The 11,676-nt window shown below is 52.2% G+C and carries 12 protein-coding genes and 1 riboswitch; of the genes, 5 read left to right on the forward strand and 7 right to left on the reverse strand.

Annotated elements, in window-relative coordinates; translation table 11 throughout:
- Window positions 1-53: 53 nt before the first annotated feature.
- Window positions 54-380, reverse strand: coding sequence for a hypothetical protein (locus BLT35_RS15890; RefSeq protein ID WP_074728914.1), 327 nt, complete (start codon window positions 378-380; stop codon window positions 54-56).
- A 201-nt stretch (window positions 381-581) separates the two neighbouring features.
- On the opposite strand from BLT35_RS15890, the gene BLT35_RS15895 reads away from it, so the two are divergent.
- Entirely contained in the window at window positions 582-1,382 is an 801-nt protein-coding gene (locus tag BLT35_RS15895) for a DUF2935 domain-containing protein (RefSeq protein WP_054817028.1), read from the forward strand.
- A 164-nt stretch (window positions 1,383-1,546) separates the two neighbouring features.
- Here BLT35_RS15895 and BLT35_RS27055 read toward each other — a convergent pair whose 3' ends face one another.
- Window positions 1,547-1,714 carry a hypothetical protein gene (locus tag BLT35_RS27055; protein ID WP_171006005.1) on the reverse strand — a complete coding sequence of 56 codons (168 nt, stop codon included), beginning with the start codon at window positions 1,712-1,714 and terminating at the stop codon, window positions 1,547-1,549.
- A 289-nt stretch (window positions 1,715-2,003) separates the two neighbouring features.
- On the opposite strand from BLT35_RS27055, the gene BLT35_RS15900 reads away from it, so the two are divergent.
- Window positions 2,004-2,978 (forward strand): metallophosphoesterase family protein, encoded by a 975-nt coding sequence (locus BLT35_RS15900; protein ID WP_139170819.1) that lies wholly within the window; start codon window positions 2,004-2,006, stop codon window positions 2,976-2,978.
- A gap of 59 nt (window positions 2,979-3,037) precedes the next feature.
- Here BLT35_RS15900 and BLT35_RS15905 read toward each other — a convergent pair whose 3' ends face one another.
- A complete protein-coding gene (locus BLT35_RS15905) occupies window positions 3,038-5,926 on the reverse strand; it encodes a DEAD/DEAH box helicase (RefSeq protein WP_062411108.1) in 2,889 nt (962 codons plus the stop codon).
- Window positions 5,923-7,521: a hypothetical protein gene (locus BLT35_RS15910; RefSeq protein ID WP_062410293.1), complete on the reverse strand. Its 1,599-nt coding sequence runs from the start codon at window positions 7,519-7,521 to the stop codon at window positions 5,923-5,925. Before BLT35_RS15910 ends, BLT35_RS15905 begins: the two co-directional genes overlap by 4 nt.
- 105 nt (window positions 7,522-7,626) lie before the next feature.
- Here BLT35_RS15910 and BLT35_RS15915 point away from each other — a divergent pair, with 105 nt between their 5' ends.
- Together BLT35_RS15915 and BLT35_RS15920 are read left to right on the forward strand one after the other, a co-directional pair.
- Entirely contained in the window at window positions 7,627-7,989 is a 363-nt protein-coding gene (locus BLT35_RS15915; RefSeq protein WP_254777580.1) for a hypothetical protein, read from the forward strand.
- 11 nt (window positions 7,990-8,000) lie between these two features.
- The gene (locus BLT35_RS15920) at window positions 8,001-8,303 is read left to right on the forward strand and encodes a 4a-hydroxytetrahydrobiopterin dehydratase (RefSeq protein WP_062410294.1); all 303 of its coding nucleotides are present in this window, start codon (window positions 8,001-8,003) and stop codon (window positions 8,301-8,303) included.
- A gap of 18 nt (window positions 8,304-8,321) precedes the next feature.
- Here the strand turns inward: BLT35_RS15920 and BLT35_RS15925 are convergent, their stop codons facing one another.
- Window positions 8,322-8,858, reverse strand: coding sequence for a GNAT family N-acetyltransferase (locus BLT35_RS15925; RefSeq protein WP_082660910.1), 537 nt, complete (start codon window positions 8,856-8,858; stop codon window positions 8,322-8,324).
- A 29-nt stretch (window positions 8,859-8,887) separates the two neighbouring features.
- On the opposite strand from BLT35_RS15925, the gene BLT35_RS15930 reads away from it, so the two are divergent.
- A complete protein-coding gene (locus BLT35_RS15930) occupies window positions 8,888-9,724 on the forward strand; it encodes a sulfurtransferase (protein ID WP_074728916.1) in 837 nt (278 codons plus the stop codon).
- Window positions 9,725-9,856: 132 nt separating this feature from the next.
- Here the strand turns inward: BLT35_RS15930 and BLT35_RS15935 are convergent, their stop codons facing one another.
- Entirely contained in the window at window positions 9,857-10,660 is an 804-nt protein-coding gene (locus BLT35_RS15935; RefSeq protein ID WP_062410296.1) for a hypothetical protein, read from the reverse strand.
- Window positions 10,661-10,924: 264 nt separating this feature from the next.
- Window positions 10,925-11,398: a C40 family peptidase gene (locus BLT35_RS15940; protein ID WP_062410297.1), complete on the reverse strand. Its 474-nt coding sequence runs from the start codon at window positions 11,396-11,398 to the stop codon at window positions 10,925-10,927.
- A gap of 4 nt (window positions 11,399-11,402) precedes the next feature.
- A riboswitch (cyclic di-AMP (ydaO/yuaA leader) is annotated at window positions 11,403-11,544 on the reverse strand.
- Window positions 11,545-11,676 lie beyond the last annotated feature (132 nt).

Here is an 11,676-nt window from a genome sequence, read left to right on the forward strand (position 1 = left end):
GGGTATAACGACATGTAAAAACGACCGATTTGACATCACTCTTAGACAGAGGCTCACCATCCCATTTTAACCAACGTAACAATGACAAAAGTCATAGAAACCACGAAAGAAATGGATGTCATGACGATCATTTTTTTATTTTTCCATCCGTCTCTAACGATTTGATAAACCGACCAGAGCAAGGTTCCAAGTGTTAATACAATCATCGCACGCCGAAATAAAATCATGTCTTCCATGCTCAACATGGTGGTTGCGGATCCTCCAATAACCAGAAAGATGAGCGCATGAAACCAGTGTTGGGTAGCTAGAAAAGATATCACCACCGGCAAAAATACGGATACCTTCTTTCCCGGTTTCATCTTATTACAGCAAGCTTTCATTCATTTTTTCCTCCTGTTCATATTTTTAAATTAACTTCGCTATGGATGATACTATAAATCAGATTTGTGAACTCATTATGAACTGAGCCATAGAAATTAAGATCAGTCAATGCGGAAACGGACCGCATGAATCCATCATTTAAGAATACTTTCTTTCAAAGTCCATAATATTTAATCATTGAGTAAAATGGAGGTGTAACTATGTCCAATGGATTCGTTATGCGTTCTTTAGACGAAGTCCGGTTTTGGTCACGTATAATGAAGGAACATTCGCTTTTTCTGAAATTAGGGTTTCGTTGCGATGACACCCAGTTAATACATGAGGCGAATCAGTTTTACGCGGTGTTTGAGGAAATTGAAAGAAGGTCGAACGCATTCACATCTGAAACAGACCCTGAAGTAATAAAAAGATTCAATGTAGAAGTGCACAATGCGGCTTCCCGCATATGGGCTTTTAAAAGAAAAGTGTTAGGATTAATTTTAAGCTGCCAACTTCCAGGAGCCAATAACTTTCCATTGTTGGTCGATCACATTAGTAGAGAAGCATTTTACTTTAGAAACCGATTGGAAGAACTGAATACGGGAAGATTAGACCCTTTACCAGATGCAATCATTAATGAAAATGTATTTTTCTTAAGGATAATGGCTGACCATGCAAAATTTATTGGACATTTACTGGACCCCTCTGAACGGCAGTTAGTTGAACAATCACGTAACTTTAGTCATGATTTCGACCAATTGCTCTTTCAAGCCAGAGATTTGGAATCCATGCGACCTCAATCCCAGACAGTTCCTTTACTAGACCAATTCCTTGATCAGAATCGAATTTCCGTTAAATCTCTTCGCGATTTTAAAAAGACTGCTAAAGAATTAATTGAGTCTTGTCGTATAAAGAGTATTATCCATCCCCTGCTGGCAGACCATGTATTTCGGGAAGCTGAGCGATTCCTTTTTATTATAGATATGTTAGAAAGTAGTTTGACAAAAACATCTGCGGGATAAAACATAAAGAGTAATCAACACGATTCAGAACGGGAGCAACCTGTTCGTGGAATTTCCCGGTTATTCGGACTACGGGCACCTTCCAGTCGTCGGCATAGCCGGTCTGACTGTTCTTCGATTGAAGCTTTTGAAACGAACTTTAAGCTTAATGCTCATCCGAATGCTTATCCGGTATACTTTGCAGAAAGCGCTTGCGTAGATGAGTCAGAAGTGACTTCAACGATTTTCAGGTTATTGAAACAAAGGCTTAATCGCATCAGTGCAACTTCGGCCTGCTCACGAGTCATCGGTTCTCCAAGTATTTTACCTTTGTAGCTGATGGCGTAACGCATTCGTTAACCTCCATTATTGAACGGATCCCGGTTCTCCGGGATTTTGTTCTGGTTGACTCTACGTCATTATACGTAGGATTAGCGCAACAAGAATGCATCATCACGGTTGCGCTTCTTGAAACCGGCTTGTACATGTACATACCATCCGATCTGTCCGGATGCGCTCCGGTTCTTCTACATCCCAATCCATCCAATTATAACATGAGAAGTATAGATTAGGGTAATCGCCGGGGAAAATTGGCATATTAAATCCATATCCATTGGAATTATCGGCAGGAGAGTGGATGAATTGCATTTTCGATTTGCTTTAATGATCGGCACGGCGATTGCCGCGGGGCTCGCGCTCCATGCTGTGGAAGGGGCGGCTTTGATCCAGCCGCAGGAACGGATCATGACGTTCGCCGTTCTCAGCGACATCCATGTGCAGAACTGGGACAAACGTGCCCTGCAAACATTCGGACAAGCACTCGACGATCTTCACCATACCGTTCCCCAGGCTGAGGCGCTCATTATCAACGGGGATTTGGGCAACGGGAATCCGGAGGATTACCGTACACTTCGCCAAATGTTGGATAAGCATCCCCATCCGCGGCGGATTTTTTATACTATCGGCAATCATGAGTTTTACCGCATGTGGCATGATCGGCTGGGACGCTGGAGCCCGGACACATTCCCCAACGGGGAGACGGAAGCCGCTGCCAGCCAACGATTTTTGAGTTTTATCGGGGAGCCGAAAGTTTACTATGAACGGGAGGTTAGGGGCTTCCGGTTTCTGTTTCTTGGAACGGAGCGCTATAGACAGTCCGACCCGTCGGTGCAAGAAGATGCTTTTCTATCCGCCGGCCAGTTGCAATGGTTAGAAGCGAAATTAAAGGAAGCCGCCTCCGTCAGGAAACCGATATTCGTCTTCCTGCATCAACCCCTTCCGGATACCGTGTCCGGGAGCGGACGGGAAGGGAGCGGAAGAGGCGTAGTTCAGCATCGGAAGCTCAAGGCGCTGTTGTCTTCCAATCCTCAGGTGCTTCTGTTTTCGGGACATTCCCACCGGGAACTGGCGCAGCCGCGTACCGTCGTGCGCGATCACTTTGTGATGGCGAACAGCTCCTCTGTCCGCGATCCGTCGCACGAAGCCGGACCCTACGCGCCTGAAGCGGGAAAGAGCGAAGGGCTCATCGTTGAAGTGTATCCGGATCGCGTATGTATCCGGGGCCGTGATTTCGGCCATCGGAGCTGGGTGCCGGAGGCGGTCTACACGGTTCAATGAAGTTGGGCTTGATGCAGCAACAGAAGGGCGGAAGGACCGGCTGTCCGGTCCTCCCGGGTTTACTTTTCGACCCACTCACTGCGCAGCGAGAACAGATCCTTGAGATCCTCCGTCGATAACTCGGTGATCCACTGCTCCCCGCTGCCAACGATTTGCTGGCTGAGCTCCATCTTTTTATCGATCATCTCGTCAATGCGCTCCTCCAGCGTGCCCAGCGTGACGAATTTGTGCACCTGCACATGGCGGGTCTGGCCGATCCGGAAAGCCCGGTCGGTCGCTTGATTCTCTACCGCGGGGTTCCACCAACGGTCAAAGTGAAACACGTGGTTGGCGGCCGTGAGGTTGAGCCCTGTGCCTCCGGCTTTCAGCGAGAGCAGGAAAATGCCTGAATCCGGGGAGTCCGGCTCCGCTTCATTTTGGAATACCTCGATCATCCGGTCACGCTCCGCTTTGGAACTCCCGCCGTGCAGGAACGGGACCTTGCCGCCGAATTCTTCTTCGAACACCCGCTGCAGCAGCAGACCGCTCTCTACAAACTGGGTGAAGATAAGACATTTGTCCCCTTCCTGCCGCAGCTCCTGAACCATCTCCAACAGCCTTTCGACTTTGTTGGAACGTCCGCGCCATGGCGACCGGGCCGACTCTTTGGCGAGCAATGCGGGATGGTTGCAGATTTGCTTCAGCTTGGTCAGGGCTGTTAAAATCATGCCCCGGCGTTGCATCGGCGAAAGCGTATCGATGCGCTCGAACATGTCGCGAATGTAGTTTTCATAAAGCGTAGCTTGTTCCGTAGTTAGAGAGACATAGGTTTTATACTCGTATTTTTCCGGCAAATCAAGCTGAATCGAAGGATCCTTCTTCACCCGCCGCAAAAGGAACGGGCGGATGAGCCGCTGTACCTTAGCGATGAGCTCTTGATCCTGGGTCCGTTCGATGGCTCCGACATACCGCTGTGTAAAATCACGCAGCGTTCCAAGGTAACCGGGGTTCAAAAAATCAAAAATCGACCACAGCTCGGTCAGCCGGTTCTCGATGGGTGTACCGGTCAGAGCGATCCGGTGCTGTCCCGTCAGCTTGCGTATGGATGATGCCTGTTTCGTGTAGGCGTTCTTGATGTTCTGCGCCTCGTCCAGACATATGGATTCCCAATGCAAGGAGGAGAGCTCCGCTTCATCCAAGTGTGCCAGCGTATAAGTCGTCAGCACAAGATCGCTGCCGCGGCAGCTTTCGGCGAAACGTTCTCCCTTGGCGCGTCCCGGACCATAGTGCAGATGAACCCGCAGGTCGGGAGCGAAGCGCTGCAGCTCCTTCTGCCAGTTGCCTAGCACCGAGGTGGGGCAAATCAGCAGGGAGGGTGAAGGATCCGTCGTTCCCTCGCTCAGCCGTTTCTCCCGCAGAAGGAGCAGGTAGGTGATCATTTGAATCGTTTTGCCCAGCCCCATATCGTCGGCCAGGCATCCGCCCAGGCCGCATTCCCTCAAGAACATAAGCCACGAAATACCCTCGACCTGATAAGGCCTTAAGGTGCCGCGGAAGCTGTCGGGCGGCTCGGTGAGCGGCGGCCGCTTGGCATGATTCAGAAGATCGACCAGCTCCTGAAGCTGATCGTTGAGCTCGACCTCCATCTTCAAAGAGCGGTGGAATTGCTTGTCTTCCTCGCCGTCGCTCGTACCCAGCAGGTGCAGCTCCAGCACATCCCGAAAGGAAAGGCCCTGCTTCTTCTGCACCTGATGCATTACGCTTTGCAGCTGTGCGAGATGAACGGGATCGAGCTGTACCCACTGGCCGCGGATTTGCACCAGCCTGCGGTTTTGTTCCAGCAGCTCGCGAAATTCTTCTTCCGTCAGCTCGATGTCGCCCAGGGCGATTTTCCAGTCGAACTGCATAAGCTGATTGAGGCCGAACATCGGCTGGGGGCCGGTCCCCACCGACGACTTGATTTTCGCCTTGAGGCGGGGACGCCACTTGCGGATGCGCTCCCACCACGCCGGCAGGAATACGGAGTAGCCTGCCTCCACCAGACGAATGCTGCCATTCACTAGCAGTTCCCAGGCCTCGTCCGGCGTGAGCAGGCTGCGTATGCCTTCCTCGCCTTCGGCGAGAAAGGGGACCATGCGCCGCCACTTGGCGGCATCGCGAACGGCACGTCCGAGGTGTCTGCGCCAAGCCTCGGGCACACCGGCGGCCGCTTCCCCGTCCGTCTCCGCGGTGGCCCAAGCTTTGAGAACCGAAGGGTCCGCCTCGTACTGCACGTTTTGGTCCCCCCGGTCCTGCAGCACGACGCGCAGCGGCCAGGCGCCGCCGGCAGTTGCAGGCTCCTCAAGCTTCAGGCATGTTCGAAAAGGCGTGCCGTCAGACTGCCAGCCAATGGAGATGAGCCAATCCTCCTCGTCCATCCACAAATCGGCGGCCGATTTGCTGCGGGAGAGCAGAGGAAATGAGCGCTCCAGCCGCTCAAGATTTTGACGCATGACCCCGTCTGCTTCGATCCAGGCGGGAATGAGCTGATCCATCCAAAGCTCCGCTGCGGGAGAGGCAGCCAGAGCGGCCGCTTCTTCATCCAGCAACAGCTTCCAGCCGAGCGTCCCGGCTTTCCACTTGGCAAAATCGGGCATAAAGCGGCCTTGCGTCAGCGCCTCTTTGACGGCCGGCGCCAGCCGCATCAGCTCATCCAGCTCGCGGCTGTAGTTCAGCCGCTGATGCATAACGGTGCTTGGAGCGGCCCAATAGTCCAGCGCCTCCAGCGTCGGAAGCAGCACACCTTCCAGATTCATCCATTCGATGACCTCAATGAACGTGCCGTAGAAGGAAGGAGCATGCCAGGCAAACAACCAGTCCCGCAGGTCGTAAGCGTCGCAGATGCCGCCGTTGTGACGGGTACCCCACAGGAAGAATCCGCCCTGAGGCGCCCATCGCACATTTACGCTGATGCTTCCCGTATCGATCATGGTATCCATTTTCCTTTCCTCAACTCTTCTTGTAATGCGCGAAGGCGAGAGTATTTTACGGCCAGCCGGTAGATGTAATCCTCCCAATCGTTCAGACGGTCCAGCTTTTTATATAGATTGTTCAGCTTTTTGAGCAATTTGGTTGCGGACTTGTAAGCGGTGCGGTTCTTCCCGGCAATGCACCGTTCCACCGCTTGGTGATACAGCGGCAGTACCAGTGCCGGGTTCTGCTTCTCTACGGATTGCAGATCGACGGAGTACAGGTCATTCGGGGAAACGCGGTTGGCCAACTGCAAATCGATCCAGGCTTTATACCGCCGGCCCTTCAGCAGATATGCCGAATAGAAGTTGTACGTGCGCGGCAGCAGCGCTACCATGACGGACACCCATTCCGCATCGTCGGATTGCCGCCCTACGGCTTCCATCCAATACTGGCAAAACTGCCGTAATTCCTCCTGCTGGGCGCGCTGTACCACCGGCAGCAGCCATCGCAGCCATGCCAGCATGCGTTCCCATGCCTGCTCTTTATGGCAGTGGTGCAAATAAAAGAAGAAATCCCGCGCCTCACGTTTGCTGAGCTGCTCCATCTGCCGCCTGGCGGCTTCGTCATCCCCCGCGATGACGGCAAAATGCGCGTCCGCCATCAGCAGCGCATCCTTACGCTTTGGCATCAGGTCCTTTGCTTGCAGCATATGCTGCAGTCGAGTCTGTTCCTCCGCGATCCATGAAGAGAGGTTTGCCATCCGCCACCAAACGCTGCGGTACACGGTGGGCCACGAAACAGGGGACTCCTTCCCGGACAGAGCGGACTCCGAAATCAGATGCAGCGTTTCTTTCCACTCCGCGGAATAGCTTTGCGTCAAGGCTTCCACATCCAGCGTCGGCGTAAGGCGGAGCAGCTCTTCCTGACACTTTCGTCCGATCGTTCTGCACCCGGTTTCAATATAGTAAGAAAGATACGATGCTTTCGTCTCTTGGTAAAACTGCTCGATCTTCCGCATGATGAACAGCAGCAAATGCAGATCATAGAGCTCCTTAAGGGGAGATTTCCAACCCTCGCCGTAGGGGGCAAGCTTTTCTTTGGCCGCGTTGTGGAACAGCTCGATCGAATGCTGCTGAGACAGCGAGAAGCCGTAAAACTGCTGGTCAAAAAAACGCTGCCATTGCACGGGGCTTTGTTCTTCTGTGGGTGGCTCAAGCCGATCCTGCTGACGTTTATCCGCCGTACGGCCGCCTGACCGGATCTGCTGCTGTCGGCTGCGAATCATAATGGCCTGCTTCAGCTGTTGAAGGAGAAGCTCGGGCCGCGCGTAAGAAGCATACAGAGTAAAGACGACCGCAGCAATATGCTCGCAGTTCCTTACGGTTGAACAACTGCATTCGCTTTTGCTGAAATGGTCGATGTCGATGATGACCTCGCAATTTGGCTCGAGCACCAAGGCATGCACTTCCACGCCGTGCTTCAGCTCGAGTCCGGCCACACGGCCTTTGTGGAAATATTCCCATCCCCGCTCGAGCCGGTCCAGTTCATAATCGCTCTGCAGATGCCTTGTCAGCTCGTGTATTCGATTTTTAGGGATCTGCAGCTTGAGCATGTTTCGCCCTCCGCCTGTTTTGTCTATCCTTATAGTGTATCAGATTTTGCATATGAATGCGTAGAAAATTGGTCGAGACCCGAGTTTTTGTTGGTCCGTCACTGGTTGCGGGCACAAGGGATTTGTGAGTACAATGAGGCAAAAGCGAATTTACCGCTGGAAGGACAGGTGGCCATGGGCATTAAATTCGGAAGGGAATACAACGACATCATCAATGATTTTACCGATGCACTGCGGGGAGTGGAAGGCTGCTGCGAATTTCTGGAGATGCCGGCGGACGATTGGGACGCCATGAGCGAGGAGGAACAGAAGGAATGCATGAAGACGTTGGCGGATGATCTGTTCTATGGACTGGGAGTAGAGGCGCAAATGAGCATAGGCGATTGTATGGTCACGCATGACCCCAAACGGCACTTGATCCGCATTGACCAAGGAGAAACGCTTACGACGGTCATCTATTTGGTATAGGAGGGATGGGCATGCACAGGAGATTAACGGAAGAGGAAGTGCAAGTCGGCCTGAACCGGACGGAAGGCTGGGCGTTGGAAGAGAACGGGAAATGGATCGCAAGGAAGTACCGCTTCGCGTCTTTCATGGACGGCATCGGGTTCGTGGATGAAGTGGCCCGGATTGCCGAGGAACTGAACCATCATCCGATGATTTCCATCGATTATCGGCTGGTGACGCTTCGCCTCACCTCGTGGAACGCCGGGGGACTGACGGAGCTTGACTTTACCAGCGCCCGGAGGTACGACGAAGCTTATGCGGGTTTTCGGAAATGAATCTGTTCTCATGCATCCTTATGCGGACCATACCATGCAGTGGAACTCTTCCATGCCGGTAGGGGTCATCCGTTGGTAGGTGTCCGTAATGATAAAACCGGCGCGGGTATACACACGGATCGCTCTTTCATTCCAAGTCATCACTTCAAGGTCGATTTGATTTTGTGGAGCCAACCGTTGGGCTTCCTGTACAATCGCTCTTACAAAATGAATTCCGTTGCCGCAGCCGCATAAATCGGGACGCATGCCCAGACCCAACCGGGTAACGCCCACCATAGGAAAAAACTGCACAAATCCGCTCAGCTCACCGCTTGCGTCCAGAACGGCACGGTACTGGTTCACTCGAATTTCAGCATCGGCGAATTCCTCTTGATCGGAAAGCATAAGCTCCCATGGCCGGAAATGGTAGGTATGGTATGGCGGAGGATAAACCCAGCTGCAGATGTCGCGGCAGTGCGCCTCCGTGAGCGGGGCAATATAAAAAATCCGGGGCTCGTTGGGTATCACTTTCTTTTCAGCTTCTCCCTTCGGGTGTATACTGTTAATATACAGCATATCACCCCATTAAAGGAAGTGATTGGATCTTGAAGCATGTAGTCAGTCAAGAATGGTTGTTTGAGCACGGCATCCAGGACCATATCGTGATCGCGGACTGCCGCTTTATATTAGGCCAGCCTGAGGCCGGAAAACAAAGCTATGATATCGATCATATTTGCGGAGCGTTTTATTTTGATCTCGAACGTGATTTGTCCGGTCCAAAAGAGAAGCACGGAGGGCGCCATCCGCTTCCCGATCCCGGGAAGCTTGCCGCCAAGCTTGGCCGGGCGGGTATCCACGAGCATTCCGTCGTTGTCGCTTACGACGATCAAGGCGGTGCGATGGCCTCGCGGTTTTGGTGGTTGTTGAAATATCTTGGTCATGACGAAGTCTATATTTTGGATAAGGGCTACTCGGCATGGAAGGAAGCAGGGTATCCCGTAACGGAGGAGCTGCCTGTGGAGCAGCAGGCCGTATTCACGCCGAAGGTACGCAGCGAGATGCTGGTGAATGTGGAGCAGGTGAAGGACCGGTTGAAGCGTCCAGGTACGGTGCTCGTGGATTCTCGCGAAGAGAAACGTTACCTTGGCCTCGAGGAAACGATCGATCCGGTGGCCGGACATATTCCGGGAGCGAAGCAGTATTTCTGGAAAGAAGGATTGCAAGCTTCAGGGGGATGGAAGGATGCTTCGGAGCAAAAGGCCAGGTTCGCAGACTTGCGCAACGCCGATGAGCTTATCGTCTATTGCGGCTCCGGTGTGACGGCGTGTCCGAACGTGCTGGCGCTTAGCGAGGCCGGATTCGACAATGTCAAGCTGTACGCAGGCAGCTGGAGCGATTGGATCAGCTATAAGGACAATCCGGTGGCGACAGGAAAAGAGTAGGAAATGGGGATTCCGTGTCAGACACGGTTGGAGGACTACGATCATTTGCCGTTGGCATGCTGATCCGGTCCTCCTTGTTTTTTCATCCGGGGCTGTGTATGATACACCGGCACTCTTATCTTATATTTCCGATCAAAGCGTCCCTGTCAAAAGCTTTCGCCTTTTCTCTTCACGGTCCTTATCGCTGAGTTTGGGACATGTAAAGCAGTAATTCCCGCATGCTTTTTCCGTTTTGTAGTATAGGCAGCACGCGGCTTTCACCCGGAGTAAACGATCCGGATCAGCAGGAGACTCGACCATTTTAAAATTAAGATCCAGCAGATTGGTTTTTTTCTCGAAAATCCGGGGTCCGATGCGGTGTACCAGAACGGCAAAATCGTCCTTAATCCGGCTTCTCGTCTCTTCATCCTCCGCTTCCCCGATCATCACGTCAATCGTATAATACAGCCGGGTGACCAATTGGGCCCACAGCTGAGCCGTTGGAATGCCGGCGGCTTCGGAGACGGAGGCGATGAGAGGCTTCACCTGCCCGATATACCAATGATGAAAAATCGCACTCAGCCATTCTTCTCTGTTATCGGCAGGGCAGGGCGTGCCGACGCAGGAATCCGCTCTGAAAGCCAGCGCAGGACCATCGGAGTGATGGCGGAGCTGCAGCTCCAATTGATCCAGATGCAGGTTCAAGGCCGCTTGATGGCAAGAAACGGTATACTGCAGAGCAGAACAGACTTGAGTAACCCAAGCGATGAAAAACATGCCGCCTACGTCGATATGCGATCCCTTCAAAGCTTCCGTATAGATGCGAATAAACCGGGACATCTCCTCCAGTCTCAACAGGCTGCCCAGACGGAATCGGTGTTCTGCTCCGGCGATTCCGGTTTCGGATAGTCCAAACCGCTGTTCAAGCACTTGGTTGACCGGTTCCTGAAGAGTCATGATCCGGCGCTCCTTTCTGGCACATCAGGCGAATGATTTGGGGGACAGTCCCCGATCCCAATGAGAATTATAATCATTATCATTAGGGAAATCAATAGAAATCACAGCATTCGGAACAGATCGGATGCAGGAGGCTTCCGCATGGTTTCTGCAAAATAGAAAGCCCTGCAGGCTTGTCCGTCCGTTTCGTCCGTTTTTGCGAACGATCGGATCGGGCCAAACACTGAGGGCTTCCGAAGCTGCATTGCGAATCCGTTGACCAAATCAATTGGCGTCGGTCATGAGTTGTTTGTACTGCTCGTCCGACAAAATACGCCGGGCTGTCACATAACGATTGGCGTAGTAAGATTCGCTCATTTCAGTAATCGTAACGCCTTTGTTCGTAGCCGAGTGGTAGAACTTGCCGCCTCCCACATATACGCCGACATGAGAAATGCCTTTACCGTCGGTGTTGTAGAACACGAGGTCGCCGGGACGGAGCTGATCTGCGGCTACCCATTGGCCGGCTTGGGCTTGGCCTTTGGAGGAATGGGGAAGTTCTATACCGAACTTGTCGAACACCCAAGAAGTATAGCCGGAGCAATCAAAGCCGTTTGTCGTATTGCCTGCCCATTTGTAAGGCGAGCCTAAACCCGCGTTTACCGCTGCGCTTAGTGGGGTTTCAGCAAATGCGCTGCCCACGGAAACACTGCAAAACATAGCTAACGAAAGTGCAAAACCTACAAGCTTCTTTTTCAAAAAAAGTTTCCCCTTCCGGTGCCTACGAGGTTAGCTGAAGGGTTCGGTTGAAGGTTCCCTATGATCACTGACGTTGTTTGTCGAGATCAATTCACCCGGTTATGGATCCCCCGTTTTCCTAAACAGAAATTCGGCAAAATTTTCTTTTTTTTGATTTCGGATAAACATATTCGAGGAAAACTGCACTTTTCCTTCTTTTGTAACAAAATTGACACATTTAAGCGGTTTAAATTGAAAATTTTGTTTAATTGAATCGGGGATATAACAACACAAAGACA

The sequence above is a fragment of the Paenibacillus naphthalenovorans genome (genome assembly GCF_900099895.1).
Classification (GTDB): Bacteria; Bacillota; Bacilli; order Paenibacillales; family NBRC-103111; genus Paenibacillus_G; species Paenibacillus_G naphthalenovorans.